This is a genomic window from Helicobacter salomonis (assembly GCF_900197775.1).
GTDB classification, from domain to species: domain Bacteria; phylum Campylobacterota; class Campylobacteria; order Campylobacterales; family Helicobacteraceae; genus Helicobacter; species Helicobacter salomonis.
The window spans coordinates 1-19252 of sequence record NZ_FZMA01000047.1 but is presented as its reverse complement, the minus strand read 5'-3'; the positions used below and the strand labels follow the sequence as shown (position 1 = coordinate 19252).

At 45.9% G+C, this 19252-nt stretch carries 23 protein-coding genes; 7 read left to right on the top strand and 16 right to left on the bottom strand.

The window, feature by feature from the left end; translation table 11 throughout:
* Positions 1–99 precede the first annotated feature (99 nt).
* Positions 100–372: a zinc ribbon domain-containing protein gene (locus C6H04_RS08375; protein ID WP_438940248.1), complete on the bottom strand. Its 273-nt coding sequence runs from the start codon at positions 370–372 to the stop codon at positions 100–102.
* 994 nt (positions 373–1366) lie between these two features.
* A complete protein-coding gene (locus tag C6H04_RS06965; RefSeq protein WP_104732739.1) occupies positions 1367–1558 on the bottom strand; it encodes a hypothetical protein in 192 nt (63 codons plus the stop codon).
* Between the two features lie 256 nt (positions 1559–1814).
* Here C6H04_RS06965 and C6H04_RS06960 point away from each other — a divergent pair, with 256 nt between their 5' ends.
* Together C6H04_RS06960 and C6H04_RS06955 are read left to right on the top strand one after the other, a co-directional pair.
* The gene (locus tag C6H04_RS06960; protein ID WP_104732738.1) at positions 1815–2108 is read left to right on the top strand and encodes a hypothetical protein; all 294 of its coding nucleotides are present in this window, start codon (positions 1815–1817) and stop codon (positions 2106–2108) included.
* 621 nt (positions 2109–2729) lie between these two features.
* Positions 2730–4415, top strand: coding sequence for a phosphoethanolamine transferase (locus C6H04_RS06955; protein ID WP_104732737.1), 1686 nt, complete (start codon positions 2730–2732; stop codon positions 4413–4415).
* 20 nt (positions 4416–4435) lie between these two features.
* Here the strand turns inward: C6H04_RS06955 and hemC are convergent, their stop codons facing one another.
* From hemC to C6H04_RS06905, 10 genes are all read right to left on the bottom strand, one after another.
* Positions 4436–5353 (bottom strand): hydroxymethylbilane synthase, encoded by a 918-nt coding sequence (gene hemC / locus C6H04_RS06950; protein WP_104732736.1) that lies wholly within the window; start codon positions 5351–5353, stop codon positions 4436–4438.
* Complete coding sequence (locus C6H04_RS06945) at positions 5343–5708, bottom strand: FxsA family protein (protein WP_104732735.1); 366 nt, start codon at positions 5706–5708, stop codon at positions 5343–5345. The genes hemC and C6H04_RS06945 overlap by 11 nt, the downstream gene beginning before the upstream one ends.
* Complete coding sequence (proS, locus tag C6H04_RS06940) at positions 5708–7441, bottom strand: proline--tRNA ligase (protein WP_104732734.1); 1734 nt, start codon at positions 7439–7441, stop codon at positions 5708–5710. Before proS ends, C6H04_RS06945 begins: the two co-directional genes overlap by 1 nt.
* Positions 7441–8751 (bottom strand): glutamyl-tRNA reductase, encoded by a 1311-nt coding sequence (gene hemA / locus C6H04_RS06935; RefSeq protein ID WP_104732733.1) that lies wholly within the window; start codon positions 8749–8751, stop codon positions 7441–7443. Before hemA ends, proS begins: the two co-directional genes overlap by 1 nt.
* Positions 8751–9638 (bottom strand): polyprenyl synthetase family protein, encoded by an 888-nt coding sequence (locus C6H04_RS06930; RefSeq protein ID WP_104732732.1) that lies wholly within the window; start codon positions 9636–9638, stop codon positions 8751–8753. The genes hemA and C6H04_RS06930 overlap by 1 nt, the downstream gene beginning before the upstream one ends.
* Entirely contained in the window at positions 9638–10045 is a 408-nt protein-coding gene (locus tag C6H04_RS06925; protein ID WP_104732742.1) for a hypothetical protein, read from the bottom strand. Before C6H04_RS06925 ends, C6H04_RS06930 begins: the two co-directional genes overlap by 1 nt.
* Positions 10038–10316: a DUF2018 family protein gene (locus tag C6H04_RS06920; RefSeq protein ID WP_104696298.1), complete on the bottom strand. Its 279-nt coding sequence runs from the start codon at positions 10314–10316 to the stop codon at positions 10038–10040. Before C6H04_RS06920 ends, C6H04_RS06925 begins: the two co-directional genes overlap by 8 nt.
* Positions 10317–10757: a Dps family protein gene (locus tag C6H04_RS06915; protein WP_104732731.1), complete on the bottom strand. Its 441-nt coding sequence runs from the start codon at positions 10755–10757 to the stop codon at positions 10317–10319. It abuts the gene before it with no gap.
* A gap of 92 nt (positions 10758–10849) precedes the next feature.
* Positions 10850–12205, bottom strand: a complete 1356-nt coding sequence (locus tag C6H04_RS06910) for an FAD-dependent oxidoreductase (protein WP_104696296.1) — start codon at positions 12203–12205, stop codon at positions 10850–10852.
* Positions 12206–12311: 106 nt separating this feature from the next.
* Entirely contained in the window at positions 12312–12680 is a 369-nt protein-coding gene (locus C6H04_RS06905; RefSeq protein WP_104696295.1) for a hypothetical protein, read from the bottom strand.
* 280 nt (positions 12681–12960) lie between these two features.
* On the opposite strand from C6H04_RS06905, the gene C6H04_RS06900 reads away from it, so the two are divergent.
* The 5 genes from C6H04_RS06900 to C6H04_RS06880 are packed head-to-tail and all read left to right on the top strand — an operon-like array spanning position 12961 to position 16317.
* Positions 12961–13578 (top strand): MBL fold metallo-hydrolase, encoded by a 618-nt coding sequence (locus C6H04_RS06900; protein WP_104732730.1) that lies wholly within the window; start codon positions 12961–12963, stop codon positions 13576–13578.
* A gap of 23 nt (positions 13579–13601) precedes the next feature.
* Positions 13602–14375: a HesA/MoeB/ThiF family protein gene (locus C6H04_RS06895; protein WP_104696293.1), complete on the top strand. Its 774-nt coding sequence runs from the start codon at positions 13602–13604 to the stop codon at positions 14373–14375.
* A 15-nt stretch (positions 14376–14390) separates the two neighbouring features.
* A complete protein-coding gene (gene motA / locus C6H04_RS06890) occupies positions 14391–15161 on the top strand; it encodes a flagellar motor stator protein MotA (protein ID WP_104696292.1) in 771 nt (256 codons plus the stop codon).
* Complete coding sequence (gene motB / locus C6H04_RS06885; RefSeq protein WP_104696291.1) at positions 15161–15922, top strand: flagellar motor protein MotB; 762 nt, start codon at positions 15161–15163, stop codon at positions 15920–15922. Before motA ends, motB begins: the two co-directional genes overlap by 1 nt.
* 2 nt (positions 15923–15924) lie before the next feature.
* A complete protein-coding gene (locus C6H04_RS06880; protein WP_199766098.1) occupies positions 15925–16317 on the top strand; it encodes a hypothetical protein in 393 nt (130 codons plus the stop codon).
* Positions 16318–16320: 3 nt separating this feature from the next.
* On the opposite strand, the gene selB is transcribed toward C6H04_RS06880, so the two are convergent.
* From selB to C6H04_RS08290, 4 genes are all read right to left on the bottom strand, one after another.
* Entirely contained in the window at positions 16321–18192 is a 1872-nt protein-coding gene (gene selB, locus C6H04_RS06875; RefSeq protein WP_104696290.1) for a selenocysteine-specific translation elongation factor, read from the bottom strand.
* A 64-nt stretch (positions 18193–18256) separates the two neighbouring features.
* On the bottom strand, positions 18257–18463 hold the full coding sequence (locus C6H04_RS06870) for a hypothetical protein (RefSeq protein ID WP_104732729.1): 207 nt from the start codon (positions 18461–18463) through the stop codon (positions 18257–18259).
* Positions 18464–18534: 71 nt separating this feature from the next.
* Complete coding sequence (locus tag C6H04_RS06865) at positions 18535–18798, bottom strand: hypothetical protein (protein ID WP_104732728.1); 264 nt, start codon at positions 18796–18798, stop codon at positions 18535–18537.
* 77 nt (positions 18799–18875) lie between these two features.
* Positions 18876–19001, bottom strand: a complete 126-nt coding sequence (locus C6H04_RS08290) for a hypothetical protein (protein WP_267892273.1) — start codon at positions 18999–19001, stop codon at positions 18876–18878.
* Between the last annotated feature and the right edge of the window lie 251 nt (positions 19002–19252).

Below are 19252 nucleotides of genomic sequence, written 5' to 3'. Positions count from 1 at the left end.
ATAACTAGCTATATCCAGTATGTAGCCATACTTGATTACAACCCCCTTAGCGGGACAAGCGTTCTGCTTGCTTGAAACAAGCGTAACTTCGGATAATCCCTACCCAGAAAACGCGACGCGTTTTTTCCTTGATAGCATGCCTTTCATCTGACATTCCCAAAGCATAATTTCTAATATTGATACTAGCGTTAGTCTGCTGTGGTGGTGTGTTTGACAATCAGACAAAATTTCTAATATGGAGTGGCTTGTACCTGTATTACTCCCACAAGTGCAACAGATTTGAGAGCTAGGAAAGTATTGGTCAATCTTTAGCAAAGTCTTGCCCTTCCAACTAGCCTTCTGATCGGAGCAAACAACGAAGGAAAAAGTAATGCGTTGGAGGGGATTGCCAAGCTCGGAAAAGACTTTCTAAATGCAAGCGATAAGCCCCATTTCAGACACATGGATGGAAGGAAACCGGAAGTATGGGTACAATATGACTTTATCAATGATAGTGATCAGGCTAAAGTTTCTTATACGAAAATAGCCCTCCCCGCAAAAATACAGAAGCTAGGAGCAGACTAAATGACCGTGAACCGCTCCTCCCTAAAGGGAGTAGCTTCCTAACTAACAGAAACCAGCGTTTCTGAGCTGACAAAGGCTTTGCTGTTTATAGTCCGCAAGGCTAGTCCCTAACCCAAAAGACTTACAGACCCACTGATATGGGCGGAGATCAGTTGCCAACCTGTCATCGTGCTAGTTTTTAGTGGCTAGAATGAGCGCATCCAACTCTGCCACATCAGGCTTTCACTAACCTCACTTACCTATTGCAAAGATAGCCTTTCTTTTCTTAGAGTGCGCTTACATCTTAAGCCCTAAAGGACGGAGTTTTACGCGCGTTCAGATAAAATCCCTGAAGCGATATGTTCTAAGGTGTGGAATGCTTTTTATTTTCGATCAGACCGTCTTCAATCGGACCGTGTAATCTTCCTCAGCAAAGAAGCAAACAGAATGCTCGTCTGCGAACCTTGTGGGCAGGATAACGGAAAGACCTTTACCCCCAAAGCCTTAAGCTTTTCATCTGTTCGCATGACTGCAAAAAAACTCAAACGATGCGCTCCTAATCTCCTCAGAACTCATCAAAGATGTGGGACAATCTGCTTCTTCATTTTTGCTTTTACATGTACCATCCAAGTTATCACAAGCCTCGACAACTCCACCATCTGCCACATCTTGAGGATGAGGATGTTGTGGGGCATCAAAAGAGTCCTTAACAACACCTTGTCCATCACGACACATAGCCTCCAAATCAGTTCGAGCCGCAGCACTTCCCATATCTGCTGCCTTCTGAAAGTATTGCAGAGCTTAAAATAGTCCTGATCAACACCTAGGACCTTGCGATACATACAACACCTAAACCATCGAGATACATGACACCCAAACCAATATAGGCCACAGATTTGCCCCTCTTAGCCGCTTTTTGAAAATATCGCAAGGCTTTGGGATAATCTTTTTTATAAGCCTTTTTAGCAGTAAACAAATACCGAGATTCAAGTCCATCTTCATCAACACTCGCCACTTCATACCCCTTTCACTCTTCTTGACAAAAAAATTCTACAAACCACCGATCCATTGCCCCTAGCTATGTACTCAAGAGTGGGGGACTAGGCATAGAGTGTAATAGGAGTGCTAAGAAAGCAAGAGTTCTAAGAGATAATCCAGTAGAACAAGCCAAGCTACATTATAAGCAATACTTCAATCAGCCTTTATGGGTTTCAATGCTATTAGATTGCTATACACAGAGGTGAAGGGCATGTGGACGATGAAGGCAACATATGGCTAGATACATGCAAACCAAAGTCGCCCAAATCTTAGGGATGCAAAGAGGCGAATATGTAGAGAAAAGCAGGCGCAAACGCATTGAGCCCAGAGCCTATGAGGCATTGATGGACAAGACTAGGCAAGAGCGCAAAGCCCTTCGTCATGACATCATTGATGATTTGAATGCACATCATCATGCGCGAGAGAAACAGCTTGTAGAAGACGCACAAAATACTCTTGTGCAGGCAGTAAGTGAACCGCCCCTCACCAAAGTGAGGAGTTCCCTAATAAGTCCTAACGGGCACTAACTCGAATTACGCTTAATCTTGGCGGTTAGAATGAGCGCATCCAACTCTTAGATATTCAGGCTTTCACTAATCTCACTTACCTATTGCGAGGATGGCTTTTATTTTCTTATATACACTTACATTTAGTGCCCTATAAGGATTGAGTTTTACACGCGTTCTGATAGAATAGATTTAAGAAAAAGAGGTTATTTGATTCAGCTTCAACCCCCTCGTTATGCGTAAGCTATCTAATTTTCGTACCCGAATTACGATATGATTGTTGCAGAAAAGGTACAAACAGTCCAGTTGATCTATTTCAGTCCTTCACATTTTTCACCTTTGGTAGGCAGAGTTCCCCACATTAACGCCTGTGGACATGCGGGACACTTGACACCTTTAAAACCGTTGGCGGGTTACCATTTTCTCAAGATATTCCGTCTTCTCTCTACTGAAAGCATCTTTTGTATGGCAAGGAAAATTTGCTGGCCTTAATAGAGATAGATAAAGATAATATGATGGCAGTGTCGTGCACAGAGATCGAGCTACATCTGCATGCAAAAAAGCCCTAGCAAGCCAAACATAGACATAGGCCATAGCAAAATGTGTTAGAATGCGCCCTTATTTGTTTGATTAAGGTTTGTTGTGATCTTAGATAACCGCTTTTGGCTCATGTGGGCTATGCCCATAGTAGCGAGTTTTTTCTCTGTGGATGTGCAAATGGGGGGAGTGGCAACAACACTCTGGCATGCTCTCAAAGTGGCCTTCTATGGCTTTTTGGTCTTTTATGTGTTTTACTTTTTGCTAAGTTTCATCAAACCTCAAGGTCTGGTTAGGTTTTTGAAAAATGCCATGCTAGTTTTGAGTTTGAGTCTGACTTTTATAGATTTCTTTGTTTCTTACTACTTCCACATGGGCTTCACTCCCTCTCTAGTGGGCACACTTTTAGCCACGAATGTAAGAGAGAGCCAAGAGTTTTTGACTAGCATGGTCTTGCCCCGATTAGGTTTTATACTAGGCTATCTTGCTACCTGTGTGGGTTTCTTGTATCTTGTGCGTTTTAAATTATGTTTGAACATGCCACAACGCCTCAAAACACTAGTAATTCTTTTTGGGCTCTTTTGGGTGCATATTTTGAGCACCTACTATTTACAGGGCTTGCATGGCGTGTTTATCGATCCCAATATCACAACACGAGTCATTCCTGTGGTGAAAGAAGTTTCTGCCATCATTGAAAACTTCAAGGACAACCAGACCAAAGCCATTTATCAGAGTTTCAAACAGCCCTACCCCAAAGACTATGTGCATGTGGATGCTAATAGCGTGCCCAATGTGATCTTAGTTGTGGGGGAGAGTGCCTCTAGGAATTTCATGAATCTCTATGGCTATCGTGTGCCCAACACGCCTTTGTTAAGCGAGATCGCAAAGCATCGATCGCAAAACTTATTTGTCTTTGATAATGTGATCTCGGTTTTTGCCAATACTTACACGGTTTTTAGAACTTTGCTCAATTACGGCGATGTGGAAAACCACGCTGGTCCTTGGTTTCAACAGAAGAATTTGGGTCGCATTTTTAACTTAGCAGGTTACAAGACTTTTTGGATCGATGCGCAAGATAATTTAGATGGTAACAATGTTTTTGCCTTTCTAGCCCATCCTTTCACGCATAAGTATTGGGCAAATGGACCTTTGGATATCCAAAATAGCACTCAGGATGGTTGGACTTTAGAAGTCTTCAAGCATCATGTGGAACCCCAACTTGCCTCCAAAAATTTTATTCTATTTCATCTCTTTGGAAGCCATGCGATCTATCATAGGCGTTTTCCCAAAAGTTTTGCTAAATTTAGCCCCACTCAAATCCCTTATGAAAACTTGCATGTGCAAGACAACGCAGATAAACAAATTGTCGCCGATTATGTGAACTCGCTCTACTATACAGATTACATCTTGCACGAGATTTTTCAATTTTTTTCAATGCAAGATGCCATTATTCTCTATCTCTCTGATCACGCCGAAGATGTGTTTGAAAGCGATCGAAACTATGGGCATCGCTGCTCTACCTATGGGGTAGAAATCCCCTTTGTCATCTATGTTACCGATCTCTTTAAGCAAAAACGTCCTCAAAAAGTGCGACAACTTGCCCAAGCGGTGCATAAACCCTTTATGAGCGATGATCTCATTCACACTCTTTTGCCCTTAGCAGGGATTCACACTAAGGATAGCTTGGAGAGCAAAGATTTATTGAGTCCGCGGTTTGATGCAATGCGCCGCAGAACTTATTGTGGAAATCAATATCCCTCAGACACGCTGAAAATCCCGACGAATCGGTAGGACCATGGAACTACACGCAGTCAGCCCAACTGCGCCTGAGCTAAAATTTCTGATGCGCCTTTTTGCCTGAAGGTTTTAATCAAATCCTGCACCAACTCTTGGGCACGATCGTGTGGGGCTGTGGCACACTCCTTAATAAAAGTTAGCCCATCCACAAGCCCCACAATGGCGCGCATCTCTATTTGCTTACCTTGTAAGCGCGCATGTACGCCTAAGGGCACCTGACAACCCCCACCCAAAGCGCGTACAAAAGCGCGCTCTAAGCCACAGCACAGCGCGCTATTGGGGTCATTTAAACTAGAGATTTTGGCTAAGAGAGGGTGATTGGCGCACATCTCAATTCCCAGCGCGCCCTGTCCCATGCTAGGAATCATCTCTTCCAAGCTCAAGGGCACTTGATAGGGCAACTCAAGCCCTAGGCGCTCCACTCCCGCGCATGCTAAAATCACCGCTTCAAAGTCCCCACCCTCTAGGCGCTCCAAACGCCTTTGCACATTCCCACGCAAACTCAAGGGGTCAGTATCTACACGCAGGGCTTTAAGCTGCATGGCACGCCTAAGCGAGGTGGTGCCCACACGCGCATAGGGGGGTAGGGCTTGCAAGTTAGGGTATTTGTAGCTCAAAAAACAATCTTGAGGGTTGGCGCGTGCGCTCACACAGGCTAATACTAAGCCTTCTTCTAAGTCTACGGGCACATCCTTGAGCGAATGCACGGCTAAATCAATTTCCCCCTTGAGAAGCAGGACTTCCAGTTCTTTGGTAAAAAGCCCCTTACCCCCGATCTTAGCTAAGGGGACATCTAAAATCTTATCTCCCTTAGTCTTTACAATTCTAATTTCACTCTGTAAACCCAGAGGTTTTAAGAGCTCTTGAATGTAGCCTGCCTGCCACAGCGCGAGCGCGCTCCCCCGACTCCCAATGACCACTCTAGCGCCCATCTTTATCCTTATCTAGCACTTCGACATCGATGATCCCATCATCTCTTTGGGGAGGTTTTCTAAGCCATGCTACCAATAAAGCCAATAAACCAAAGACATCGCAGAGCACCCCTGGCAAGATGAGAAGTAACCCCCCAATGGTGCGCAAAAACACACCCCCCATCCATTGCAGAGGATCGCGCTCTCTCAAATCCAACACTTTTAACGAGCCCTTTAAAAGTGCGCCCCCGCCCAAAAGCGCGCTGACAACAACCTCTAAGAGAAAGGCAAGGAGGCCAAATTGCCCTACCACACTCATGATGAGAAAGACCTCTACCACAAGGTAGAACACCCCCAAGACAAATAAAAAGGGCATTAAGTCAATGCCTCCAAGAGAGTGGGCACGATGGTTTCGCGTGCAATCACGCGCTTACCCAAACCCTGCCGTGCAATAAGCTCTATTTGCCCCTCTAGGGCTTGTTTGCCTATAATGAGCGCGTAAGAACACCCAATGAGCTCAAAATCTGCCATTTTGGCCCCAAAACGATCAAGGCGATCGTCTAGCAAGACATCAATTTTTGCCCCCTTAAGCTCTTCATAGATTGCTGTGCCTAGTGCTTCTAGCGCGCTGTCTTTAGAATTAGCCACAACCACCACCACCTCAAAGGGCGCACTTGCCTTGCTCCACACACACCCCTTTTCATCGCTATTTTGCTCTAAAATCGCGCTCATCAAGCGACTCACTCCAATGCCATAACAGCCCATTTCAAAGTATTGTAAGCGTCCTTCTTGGTCTAAATAGCGTGCCTCCATGCTCTTAGAATACTTATTGCCCAATTTGAAAATATGCCCCACCTCAATGCTGCGTTTTTCGCTCAAAGGTCCTTGACATTCTGGGCAAGCATCCTCTGGGCGGGTTTGGGCGATGTCTTGGTAATTTAAATTGGCAAAGGTGGATAAATCTACACCCACGAAGTGCGCATCAAGCTCATTAGCTCCACAGATCAAACAATCCGCCTCCTGTAAATCCACATCAAAGATCACCTCTATATCAGGCACGAGGTTTTTGACCCCGTAAGCCCCGATGTAACCCACTGGTAAGCCTAACTCCGTGATCTCTTGTACGCTCATCTCCTCTAATTCTAGGGCGTTTTGTTGGGCGCTTTTGTTAAAGGCATTGAGGGCTTTAGTCCCCTCTAATTGATCATCCCCTCTTAAGAAAAACACCACCGGGCGCGTTCCCTCATGCAAGCGCGCTTTTTTGATCACCGCCTTCATTAAAAAGTAGGGGGGCACTTTAAAAAAGGCGCTAAGCGCTTCGATAGTGGGGGTGTTAGGAGTGTGGAATTTAGCAAAGCGGGCTTTGGGGACATTGTCCGGTTCTGTGCGTTTAGCGCGCTTGGCGATCTCCACATTAGCCGCATAATTGCATTGTTGGCACACAAATACGCTATCTTCCCCACATTCGGCTAAGACCACAAATTCCTTACTCTTGCTCCCTCCAATCGCCCCGCTATCTGCCTCCACTGCGCGAAAATCCAACCCTAGTTTGATGAAAATTTCACTATAAGCTGCATGCATGCGCTCAAACTCTCTATCCAAGCATTCCGTGTTAGCATGAAAACTATAAGCATCCTTCATCACAAATTCGCGTGCACGCATCAGTCCAAAGCGGGGGCGGATTTCATCGCGAAACTTGGTGTGGGTTTGGTAGAGATTTAGGGGGAGTTGCTTATAGCTCTTGATATGGGCTTTAATGATCTCTGTAATGGGCTCTTCGTGGGTGGGAGAGAGCACACAGGGGTTATTTTTGCGATCCAAAAAGCTTAAAAGCTCTTTGCCGTATTGTTCAAATCGTCCGCTCTCCTGCCACAAAGAGGCGGGCACGACAAAACCTAGTGTGCACTCCTGCGCGCCATAAGAATCCATCACTTCTTTAATCACCCCCCTAATCTTGCTCAACACCTTATGCCCTAAAGGCAAAAAGTGATAAAGCCCACTCCCCATTTGCTGGATAAACCCCCCCTGTACCATAAAGCGGTGGCTTTTCAGCACAGCGTCTTTGGGGATTTCCTTTGTAGTGGGAGCAAAGAGTTGAGAAAAACGCATTAAAATCCTTCCTCGCTAAACTCGCATTTGTAACGGTTAATAAACATACTCTCTTTACCTAAGTTAAAAAGACTTTTAAGGCATTCGCCCAACATGTCGCCCTCAGGTTTGTGGGCATTTTTTTTGAGGGTGGCAGTGGGGTGGTGTAAAAAGGTATTAAAAGCGTTGTGTAAAATGCGTGCCACGCTTTGCTCATACTCTTGGGGCAAAAAGCCCTTTTTGATCGCGCGGTGTAATTCTTTGAGCGCTGCTTCTTTAGCTAGCCCTCTTAAATCTTTAATGAGAGGGTCGACTTCTAGACTCTGCAACCATTGGGCAAATTTAATACTGAACTGCCCCACGACTTGGTAGGCATGGCGGGTGTCCTTTTGGCGTTGCTCTAAATTCTGCGCTACTACACCTTGTAAATCATCCACGCTATACAGCCAAATGTGGGGCTCTGTTGGGGGTTCAATATCCCTAGGTACGGCCAAATCAAACCACCAACGCCTGAAATTACAGGGGTGTATCATCTCTGTGGTGATCACGCTATGAGGCGCACGGGTGGCGCAAAATAAAAAGGTGTGGGTGTTGATTCCCTGCTCTAGTGCGCTGAAGGGTTGCACCTGTAAATTGGAATCATCTAAACTCTTGGCAAAATCTTTGGCGCGCTCCAAATTGCGGTTATAAAGTTCCACTGCAAAACCCTTAGCTAGTAGGTGTTTACACACCAACTGCCCCATTTCCCCCACACCTACCACCATCGCGCGCTTGTCTACTTCTTCTGTGCTCAAAATCTCCAGTGCCTGCTTGACCGCCACAGAGGCGATCGAGACTGCTTGGGAAGAGATCGCCGTAGCGTTGCGTACCCCTGCCGCACATTTGAGCGCAAAATGAGCTAAACGGCTGAGGTGTTTAGCACACAAGCCCGCTTGCAAGCATGCCTTAAACGCGTCTTTAAACTGTCCAGTGATTTGGGTTTCACCCACCACTAAACTATCTAAGCTACTTGCTACGCAAAAGACATGGTGGATCGCGTGTTCTTGGGTGTGGGTCTCTAAGCTAGTTTGCAGGCTTTTAATGTCCACTTGTTTAGTATGCGCAAGGGCTTTGAGCAGATGGTGGGCAATTTGATCGGGGCTGTGAGCGTAGAAGTAAAACTCTACGCGGTTGCAGGTGCAAAGTGCCATAATTTCATGCACGCTAGGATGTTCTTTTTTGAAGTGCGCTAAAAACTCTAGCAACGCCTCCTGTTTAAAAACAAGCTTTTCGCGGGTATCAATGGGTAAGAGTTTATGACTAAAGCCCAGGGTGAGGTAAAGCGGTTGCATTAAAATTCTCGCTTGATTAAGCTAGAAGCCACTTTTTCTAATGCGCTATGCCCTTTAATGGCTTGCAGGGCACAATGGGCATAATGCTTAATGTGTTCGAAGACTTGGGGGGCGATATCGTGGGTTTTAAATTGTTCTGCACACCATGTTAGGGCTTGTTCATCAGCATTTTTAAAGCAGGCTTGTAGGTGGGCTTGGTTGGAAGGGTCTAGTTGTTGGTACAATAGAATATAGGGCAAAGTGCTTTTACCCTCCTTAAAGTCACTAAAGGCAGGCTTGCCCAAAACCTCTTTAGGCTGAGTGATGTCTAGTAGATCGTCCATGATCTGAAAAGCGATCCCAAAATTGAGCCCGAAAGTGTGGTAGTCTCGTGGGTCTAGCCCTGCCAGCAGAGCCGCGCCCGCACAACTTGCCACCATTAAGGATGCGCTTTTATCCCGAATGATATCAATATAGCGTTCTGTGTCGCTGTGGAAGGCATTAGAAGCCACCACATCTTTAATCTCCCCCCTAGAGAGTTCCATCACGCTATGAGCGACCAATTGGGCAATTTGCGTATCTAATTTGGTGAGCTCCAAAAAGGCCTTAGCATAGAAGACATCGCCCAACATGATGGCGTTTTGGTTGCCAAAGGTGTGGTTAATGGAATCGTGGGCGCGTCTGGTCTGAGCATTGTCGATTACATCGTCATGCAGGAGGGAAGCGCTCTGAATCATCTCGATGATGGCGCAAAAGTCGATGAGTTGGGGATGTTCAGGGCAGATCGCCAAAATCAATTTGCTGCGCAACATCTTCCCCTGTCCTAAAAGACTAGCCATATGCTCCACATCCACGCTCTGCACTTGAACTAAAAACTGCTGGATTCTTTGAACGATTTGTTCCAGCATTAAGGTTGCTCGATCCACATGAGTTTAGGCGAGGCGCGTACACGCAAAGATGCCCGATCTTGTGCGGAGTCAAATTTTTTGAAAGTCAAAGCAAAATAGGGGGGTGTAGGGTCTACACTCTCACTCGTATGTGACTGAACGACCTCTTTAAAGAGGTCGAGTCGAAAAGTATCGCGCTGGAAATCAGGGTAGAGAATGAATTGGTAGGGAAAATCATTGCACTTGAGATGCACCACAAGCCCACCATCTTTAAAGAGTGTCCAGCGCAAGGAAAGGGTTTTTTTGAATTTGCCTAGTTGCAATTCCCCCTTGTAAACTTGGTCTTTTTTGAGTTCCAGGATTTTATCTAGGCTCTTTGCCATGGCGATCCCACATAACACGATCAAAACGACAAAGAGCCTACTCATGCCCCAAAACATTAGCCATGGAAGTCATCACTAAATCGATTTCCTTAGCCCGCACGCGTTCTCGTAGAGCATGATCGAGTTTGCATTGCTTGAGCGATTCCTCAAGTTTCCCTTCCAGCCCCGCCTCCTCCAAAAGTAACGCGCTCAGAGCCTGCAACTCCAAGAGTCGTTCTAGCTCGGCTCTGACAAGCTTTTGGCTCGCATGCAAAAGCACGTCCCCCCACTTTTCTATAGGGTCCCCCTCAAACACCCCAAAAAGGTCGTCAGACATTTACGCTAGGCTCGCCTTGAGCATCCACACAGCTTGTTGCAATTTGGCGAGTTGCTCGTCTGCAAAGGCGACGGTGACCTTATCGCCTGCTTGACCGGCCAGGTCAGAGAGCTGGGCGAAATGCTTTTCCAAATACTCATAATCTGCTAGAACCGCTTCAAATACATCTTTGGACCTGAAGTTGTGCTTGCTCTCTTCTTTGACATGGGCAAGCTTGAGCGCTTCGGCTAGGGTTACTACGGGGACATGCCCTAGCTGAGAAACCAGCTCGGCCAAGTCGTCAAAGAGTTCGGCGAATTGTTCGTAGACTTCTTGGGTAAATTTGTGCACAGGGTAAAAATCGGGCCCCTTGACATTCCAATGGAAATTGTGCACCTTCATGAATAAAACGACACTGTCAGCCTGAAGTTGTTTAAGTAAATCAACCACCTTTGTTTTCATCAAAAACCTTTTCCATTTTATATCCTAGCATTTAGCTAGCACCCTCATTCTAGCCTAAAATACTTAATCAACTCCTAAATTTTGATTCCACTTTAGAACAAATTGATCCCTTCTGTCATAGAAGGATGAGTGTAGATCATGTCTTTAAGTGTATGGAAACCTAAATTTTGGTTGATAGCTAAACTGAAGAGATTGACCAGTTCATAAGAGAGCGTGCAATGCAAACTAGCTCCTAAAACACACTGCTGTTCATTGTCCTCGACGAGAACTTGTAGATAACCTGTTGTGTTTTTCGCGATTCGGCTGTTTACGACAGAGGCACTTTCCAAAGTTTTGACCAAGATTTTTCGACTGGAGTTTTCGACATTCTTGGCGCGCATGCCCACATGGCTGTAGGGGGTTTCTATGTAGAGCACTTCTGGCAATACTCCACGATTCTTAGTGGTGCGCGATTGATCGCCATAGAGATGTTTAAAGGCGATCCTAAAATCGTCTAAACTCACATAGGTGGTAAACATTTCGCCCCCCTTAACATCTCCTAAAGCATAGACATTGCCCTCATGATCGGCATTGGCTATGAGAAACTCGTTGGTGAGAATTTCCTGATATTTCCCCAAACGCAATCCTGCTTTCTCTAGTTGTAACCCTATAGTGTTGGGCACGCGCCCCGTGGCAAGTAAAAAAGCATCCGCTTCTAAACATACCTGCTGTTTTGTTTGGGTATTTTGGTAATAAAGTTGATGGCCCGAGATACTCTCTAATTGTGCGTTACAGATGATCTCCACCCCTGCTTGAGTGAGCGACTCTAAGATACTCTTTTGGAAGAGAGCGTCCTCTTTGGGCAAAAATGTATCGCCACGGACCAAGACACTCACCTTGGTCAAGTTTTTATTCCCTACGCGCCCAAAAAGATTGAACATACTCGCAAACTCTAAACCGATATATCCTCCACCCACAACCACTAAGTGTGTGGGCAGTGTGTTGAGTTGCATCAGAGTTGTGCTGTCATAAACGCGATCGGAGTCAATAGGGACAGGGGGGACCAGGGGCAATGAACCGGTGTTGATAGCAATCTTGTGAGCGCTCATTTCCATGCAACTGTCTTTATGGTAGATCATGAGCGTATGGGGGTCTTTGAAGCTTGCTCTGCCCTCTACAACATGCACTCCCGCATTGATAAGATTTTGGTAGTTTTGTTGGCGTAGTAAAGCGACTAATTTGTTCTTCTCATCTATGCTTTCCTTGTAACCCATGGGACCTTTCTTATAGGTGGCAAGGTGTAACAATGTCTTGGAAGGGATGCAACCAACATTAATACAAGTTCCTCCATACATCTCCCTAGATTGTTCAATCAGTGCGACCCTTTTGCCCAGCTTAGACGCACTAGCTGCCAAAGTTTTACCTGCTTTGCCAAACCCAATCACCACTAAGTCGTAATCAAAATGCATTCATCCATCCTTATTCAAATTTATTGATCATGCACCACAGCAGTATAGCTTCAATTTCGCGCCTCCTCTGTTTGTTTGAGCCATTCACTTAGATTATTAAAAAATATTAAATAATAACATCTAAAACATGGGGCTCAAGAAAGCCCTCTAGTTCTTCTGTATTCTCCAAAGCACGTTCCAAGGCACTATCGCTGTAGTAATGTCCGTGGTAACAATGCTGTTTATCCTTAAAGCAGCGTGGATCGGGGTGTTCCTGTGGGGGTTGCTCATGCTGCTGTGCTAAGGGATTTTCATCTTTATCACGGTGCACAGCCCTATTTTTCTCTAAAGCGCGTGTTTCTTGCACCGCTTGTAGGCGTTCTAAAAACTCTTTGTGATTCTCATTGTCCAATTTAGGCAAGGCGTTTTGATACACAATAGAACCAAAGGGGGAATTTTGATTGACATGAGTCACATTGCCGGTGAGAACAGACATGCAAACCTCCTTGCTTCAAAATATTAACGGCAAAAATCCTCATTTTCTTTAGAACCCATATGGTGGCGGTATCTAAAATCGTACAAAAACTCCCATTTCATTGCCGCAGATATTCTCAATCATATGTCTCCATGCCGAAAACTCTCTAGTTTTTTAAAAACAGCCTAACTATTGTTAGGAAATCTTGATGCAAACCCTTCTCGTATCTTTACCCACAAGTTTTGGCACGCGAGTGGTAGCTTTAGTAAAAATCTGCTAGAATATGGGATAAAGGATTGTGATGCAGATCAAAGTTAAGGCCTTTGGAAATACTCAGACTAATTGCTATATCGCTACCTTAGAGCAGGGCGATTTTGTAGTCGACCCAGGGTTTGGGGCAAGAGAATGGGTATTAGAGCATGTCCAAAGGCCCTTAGCTATTCTCATCACGCATGGACATTACGATCACATCTGGGACGCACATGCACTCAAAAAGGCTCTGCCCCATGTGCCTTTATATGCGCCTGCAGACGATGTATTCATGCTCACCTCTGATTGCTTTTCTCTAGGGCTCACCCCCTGCTCAGAGAAAGATATTCACCCTGTCGCCTGCCATAAAGACACTACCACTCTGAGTATCGCTGACATTCCCATCACCTATTGGCATTTCCCCGGGCACACCCCGGGATGCTCTATGATTGAATTGGGGGGTGTTTTTTTCAGCGGGGATTTTATCTTTCAGCGTAGTATTGGGCGTTATGATTTCCCTTATTCCAATCCTGCCGACATGAAAGACTCCTTGAGGCGTTTTGAAAATTTAGAAAGCTCTCAGGATAAACCCATTTATCCTGGACACGGGCAACCCACTACACTTAAGGAAGAGCAACCCCACATGAAGGCGTGGATTGCCCACCTCTAATCTATTTTCGTACAAGGATGTTTATGTTAAATGACGCACAGAGGGAGCGCTACGAGCGTCATTTGATGCTCGAAGATGTGGGTGAAGAAGGGCAGGAAAAGCTATTGAATGCGAGTGTTCTAGTCATCGGGGCGGGTGGCTTAGGCTCTCCCAATGTGATGTATTTAGCCGCAGCAGGCATTGGGCGTATCGGGGTGTTAGATTTTGATGTCATTGAGCTTAGCAATTTGCAACGCCAAATTATTCATACCACCGAAGAGATCAACAGCGCTAAGGTTAGATCTGCTGAACACAAGATGTTAGCGCTCAACCCAGATGTGCAAGTAGAAACGCATTTTACCAGACTGAACGCAAGCAATGCCCTTGAAATTATCAGAGATTATCATTTCATTATCGATGCCACGGATAATTTTGCCAGTAAGTTCTTGATTAATGATGCCTGTGTACTAAGTCACAAGCCCTATAGCCATGCTGGCGTGCTCAAATACCGCGGGCAGACCATGACCGTTTTGCCCAAGAAGAGCGCGTGTTTTGCTTGTGTCTTTGACACTCCTCCCGATCCCAAACTCAATCCTACTTTTAAGGCTGGTCTTTTTGGCGTCTTACCGGGCTTGTTGGGCTGTATCCAAGCAGCTGAGACCATTAAGTATTTTTTAGGATTCCCCCTACTCACTGATGTTTTATTGGGTGTGGACACTAAGGGAATGACTTTTAGACGCGTGAACGTGAAGAGAAACCCTAAATGCCGTGTTTGCGGGGAACATGGAATCAAAAACCTAGAAGACTACCCGCAGTAATTAGAAAGGGCTTTTATGGATTTAACTTCTGTGCTTGGTGTGATTTTTGCCATTGTGGCGATCAGTGTGGGTGACATTATGGAGGGAGGAAACCCCATCCATGTTGTGCATCTAAGCTCCATCATCATCATCGTGCCCACAACTCTGTGTGCTGCCATGGTCAGCACACACGCCCACCATGTCAAGGCAGCCTTTAAAGAAATCAAGATTGTTTTTCTTAATCCCAAGATCAATCTTCAAGAGACTATTAAGACGATTGTAGAGCTCTCCACGATGGCGCGTAAGGATGGGGTGTTGTCTTTAGAGTCCAAAGTGGCCCAAATTGAAGACGATTTCACGCGCAATGGTTTCTCTATGATTGTCGATGGTAAGGACATTAAATCGGTGCAAGAGAGTTTGGAGGTAGCGATTGAAGAGCTGGAGGAGTATTATCACGGCGCGGCGCATTATTGGATCACGGCGGGCGAGAGTGCGCCTACCTTTGGGCTTGTAGGGGCGGTATTGGGTTTGATGTTGGCTTTACAAAAACTAGATAATCCCCAAGAGATGGCACTAGGGATTGCGGGGGCTTTTACCGCAACCGTTACAGGAATCATGTGTTCTTACGCGCTCTTTGGACCTTTTGGTAATAAGCTTAAAAACAAGTCCAAGGACATTCTCAAAGAGAAAATTGTAATTTTAGAAGGGGTGATTGGGATTGCCAATGGAGACAACCCCAGGGATTTAGAGATGAAATTGCTCAACTATATCGCTCCAGGTGAGCCTAAAAAGTCTATGTTTGAATAATGGCAAAGAAAGCTAAAAAGGTCGAATGCCCCGCTGGGGAGCGTTGGGCAGTTCCTTATGCGGATTTTCTTTCGCTTCTGCTGGCGCTCTTTATTGCGTTGTATGCGATTTCCGTCGTCAACAAAGCAAAGGTCAAGGCACTCAAAAAAGAATTTATCAAAATCTTTGATTATGCGCCTGTGCCCGATTCCGTGCAACCTGTCATTCCCATTCCTCCTGCCCCGGGTGATTTACAAAACGATGTGACAGAAGAGCGCAATTCTAGCGAACAGCTGGTGCGTTCTCAAACCACTATCACTAGGGTGGGCGAGGGGAGTGTGTTGGAACAAACCGATCAGGGTTCTGTACTCAAACTACCCTCTAGTCTCATTTTTACCAATCCCTATAGCGACACCATCAATGCTGGCATGCAGGAATATATTGCGCGTGTGGCTACGATTATCCGCGCTCTGCCTGCACAAGTGCAGATCAATGTCCGAGGCTATACGGATAATACGCCCATTCCTCCCAATGTCCCCTTCAAAGATCATTATGCACTTGCAGCTAGCCGTGCCGCTAAAGTGATGCGCGAGCTCATCGCAGATGGCATCGATCCACAAAAACTCTCCTTCACCTCCTATGGCAAAAATAACCCTGTCGCTCCCAATGATAGCGTAGAGAATCGCATGCGTAACAACCGGGTAGAAATCTTTTTCTCCACAGGCGCTCAGAATGTCGAAAAACTGCGCTCTGTCTTGGATAAGGGTTTAAGTGGAGAGTAGAATTGTTTAAATGGCTTTTTGTAATCTTGGCCTTATTAGAGGCAGAGCGTTTACCTACAGGTGAAGAGCTTTTAAAAGAAGCCAAGCCCCCTGCCCAGCCCCTTAAAGCTATGCTCTATATTCAAGAGCTACCCTATCTCTCTTGGACACACGACTATGGTGCCAAGCGTTTTAAACGCATGCTAGAAATCGAGTCCTTAGTTGAAAAAGTGCGTATCAACCATGTGAGTCTCAACGAGGATCGGTGCGCAATTTTGCCCATTCTGTCCAGTTATACGCTTATGCTACATGAGAAGATGCGCTATGAAGTCTTTTGCGATGAGGCGTTGCGCGTGGAAATCAAAAGCGATCTTGGCACGCAAATTCTACACCCCCATGAAAAATGGCTACCCTAGTTTCTAGGATTTGGGAGTACGCCTGCCATCGCGATTAATGGTTTGGTCGAGGCGATCCAGGTATTCTAAATAGGCGATCAAGAACTTACGTGATAGATGTAATTGCGTTTTGAGTAGGGCAATGTCTATATAGCCATGTTGGCTTAAAAGTTGTTGCATTAGATTTACGACCGAGTCCAGGGTGTTTTTTTCCACAAAGACATTGTGGCATAGGCGCACAACCTTGTGCACACGACATAGGGCCTTGAGTGCCTCATCTCCTGCTTGGCGATCCATATCGAGCTCATGGTAGAGATTATAGGGAGCCTCAGGTGCAAAGCCTGCGCACTTAATGCTCGCATAGAGTCGGTTTTGCAAACTCTCTTGCAGCTGCTCTAATTTGGCACCCTTGCGCATCCATAAACCGCGTGCCTGCTGCAAGTAGCCCTGTTCTTCTAATTTTTTAAAAGCTAGAGTCGCCAAATGCACACTAACATGACTTTGTTTGGCACAGATTCCTTTGACACTCAAGAGAGCATGGACATTACGCGTGTAAACAGCCTTGATGGATTGCACCAAATTTTCCAAAGCACACTTGGGATAAAGCACCATGGCCTGCGTATCCACAATGGTATCGGGGACTTTTCGGGCTATCTCTAGGGCTAGCTGCTGTGTGAGAGCGAAGCGCTGGGTAGCACAAAGCAAACCTAAACCCCTTTGATGCGCCTTGCTTAGAATAGCGAATGCCTGGGGGAAATCCTGCGTTTCTAGGGCATGTAGCAGGGCAAGTTTAAGGGGTTTTTTGAGGGGATCGGCGATGGGATTTAAAATGAGGGCAGCTCCCCACACGCGTCCCTGATGACTTAAAATGATGCGATCACCATAACATGCAAACACACTTTGACTCGTGATAAGGGTTCCATAATGCGACTCTAAGTGCAGAAATTTAGCCTGACATCTGAGAGTCCCTATCTGCATACTTAAAACCTGATTGTGCTTGAGGGAAGGGGTATCTGGTGGAGCTAGAAGCGCCACATCTAAGGTGTTAAACCCGCGTAGAATTCCCTTATGGCTTAAAAGCATGCCAACACGAAGTTCTTGAGCCTTGATGCCCCCCAAATGCAAGGCGACCCGTTCATGGATATTTGCCTGCACCACCTCCCTGCCATGCTGGTGTAATGTCTTCACACGCACGGCTTTTTCCAAAGGGAGGGCATAGAGATTTTCATGCACTCTGACCTGCCCGCCCAGCAAGGTCCCACTCACCACGACTCCCCTACCCTGTACGACGAAGACACGATCAATGTAAAGCCTGAAAAGGTCTTTGAGCGCATTTGTGGGTCTCTTTTTAGCTAAAGGGTATTGCAGGAGAAAATCTTTAAGTTTTTGAATGCTACCTTCATCGTAAATACTACATTTAAAGAGGGCAATTAGAGTAATATTGTGTTGTTTGAGTGTAGCGTGTATCCTGTGCTCCAAGTTCTGGGTTTGAGCGCATTTGTCTATCTTGCTAATCACAATAATACAAGGAATTTGTAAGAGCGAACAAATTAGCATGTGTTCTAATGTCTGTTCTCTAATGCCCTCGTGCGCATCAATCACAAGTAACCCCGCATCCAGTGCAAAGCTCCCAGAGATCATAGTCGCTACTAAGCTCTGATGTCCGGGTACATCCACAAATCCTAAAGTGCGCTGCATGCCCTCAAGATTGCTAAAGCTTAAATCAATTGTCATGCCCGCTTCTCTCTCATGGGCACTTGTGTCCCCCTCAAATCCACTCAAGGCTTTGATGAGCGCACTCTTTCCATGGTCAACATGCCCACAAGTACCCAATAAAAAGTATTCTGCCTTGGGCTGTGAGGGTTCACAAGATACAGAATTTGAGACCTTTTCCATTATTCCTCAATCCTTTAGTTCAAAGTAACGCACCAGTGGTGGCTACCTTTTGTGCATGATAGCATCATACCTCTGTATTGAGGATGGGGAAGCAAGGCTGCGCCTCAAAGTTATGGGCGTAATGTGCGTCTTTGGCTTTAGTGGACGTATTGAGCTTGCCTTTGCTATCCCTTCTAGCGAAGAACTCTTTGATGTCGTAAAGGCTGGCGTTGGGATTAGATTTTGCGTAGCTGTGGTAATAGCTATAGAGTTCTTTGCCCGCTTCTAGCACGGCTAGGGCTTCTTAGGAAAAGGTAGGCAGTTTCAAGGTTTCTTTGGCAAAGAGCCCGCTTGCCTTAGCCTCTAGCTTGCCCCCAAGAAGTCTAAAAGCGTGTGGTAAACATAGCGCCCTCTGGCTTTAACTTCCGCTTCTTTAAAGGGGATGAAGTGATTAGCCCCCTGATTATAAGAAATACGGTTTTGGCCGTGAAAGAGCATGAAAGTCAAGCAATCCCCTAGAAAATCCGTGTCTGCTTGCCACGAGTCATCATGGGGAGCGTAAAACTGGTCGCGGTCGTTGATCCAAGTGGGTTTAATGCAGTGTTGCACGGAGAAATAGACACTCATTGTCACAATGTTTTTTGCACTCACGCAGGTAAAAAGGTGCTTTTTAATGTCATTGGGGCTTAGGGTGTTGCTAAGATTTACCGCTGTATGTCTGAGCCTGCCATGCGTATATAGGCGATGGTGTCGCCCTTTTCGTCGTAGAAATTGCGTAACCACTCTACAATGCTTTTAGTGTGGTCTAAATGTGCCCTAAATTCTTTCACACCTAAGAACTCCCCCTTTGAGTCGTAGATGTCTAGTTTGACTGGGGGGGGGGGGGTAGCTGTGCCACTTCCTAGGCCCCATATTAAAAAGCCGATAGGAAAGCTGCCCTTGACATTGTCAAAAGTGTTGCCAGGGCACATAAACCCTACCCAGAGCTCTACAACTCCACCCAGCACACCCACACAGAGCACTCAGCAGCAGGGTACCCCCTCTAAAAAAGACCCCCAAGCCATTCTAAAAGCCTTAGCGG

Bases quoted from the DNA above. Each gene is read 5' to 3' on its own strand.
- C6H04_RS06945 (WP_104732735.1), bottom strand. From the start codon at position 5,708: ATGCCCTTTTTATTTGTCTTGGGGGTGTTCTACCTTGTGGTAGAGGTC.
- C6H04_RS06960 (WP_104732738.1), top strand. From the start codon at position 1,815: ATGGCTAGATACATGCAAACCAAAGTCGCCCAAATCTTAGGGATGCAA.
- C6H04_RS06925 (WP_104732742.1), bottom strand. From the start codon at position 10,045: ATGAGTAGGCTCTTTGTCGTTTTGATCGTGTTATGTGGGATCGCCATG.
- C6H04_RS06905 (WP_104696295.1), bottom strand. From the start codon at position 12,680: ATGTCTGTTCTCACCGGCAATGTGACTCATGTCAATCAAAATTCCCCC.
- C6H04_RS06915 (WP_104732731.1), bottom strand. From the start codon at position 10,757: ATGAAAACAAAGGTGGTTGATTTACTTAAACAACTTCAGGCTGACAGT.
- motA (WP_104696292.1), top strand. From the start codon at position 14,391: ATGGATTTAACTTCTGTGCTTGGTGTGATTTTTGCCATTGTGGCGATC.
- C6H04_RS06910 (WP_104696296.1), bottom strand. From the start codon at position 12,205: ATGCATTTTGATTACGACTTAGTGGTGATTGGGTTTGGCAAAGCAGGT.
- proS (WP_104732734.1), bottom strand. From the start codon at position 7,441: ATGCGTTTTTCTCAACTCTTTGCTCCCACTACAAAGGAAATCCCCAAA.
- motB (WP_104696291.1), top strand. From the start codon at position 15,161: ATGGCAAAGAAAGCTAAAAAGGTCGAATGCCCCGCTGGGGAGCGTTGG.
- C6H04_RS06900 (WP_104732730.1), top strand. From the start codon at position 12,961: ATGCAGATCAAAGTTAAGGCCTTTGGAAATACTCAGACTAATTGCTAT.
- selB (WP_104696290.1), bottom strand. From the start codon at position 18,192: ATGGAAAAGGTCTCAAATTCTGTATCTTGTGAACCCTCACAGCCCAAG.
- hemA (WP_104732733.1), bottom strand. From the start codon at position 8,751: ATGCAACCGCTTTACCTCACCCTGGGCTTTAGTCATAAACTCTTACCC.
- C6H04_RS06865 (WP_104732728.1), bottom strand. From the start codon at position 18,798: ATGAGTGTCTATTTCTCCGTGCAACACTGCATTAAACCCACTTGGATC.
- hemC (WP_104732736.1), bottom strand. From the start codon at position 5,353: ATGGGCGCTAGAGTGGTCATTGGGAGTCGGGGGAGCGCGCTCGCGCTG.
- C6H04_RS06930 (WP_104732732.1), bottom strand. From the start codon at position 9,638: ATGCTGGAACAAATCGTTCAAAGAATCCAGCAGTTTTTAGTTCAAGTG.
- C6H04_RS06895 (WP_104696293.1), top strand. From the start codon at position 13,602: ATGTTAAATGACGCACAGAGGGAGCGCTACGAGCGTCATTTGATGCTC.
- C6H04_RS06920 (WP_104696298.1), bottom strand. From the start codon at position 10,316: ATGTCTGACGACCTTTTTGGGGTGTTTGAGGGGGACCCTATAGAAAAG.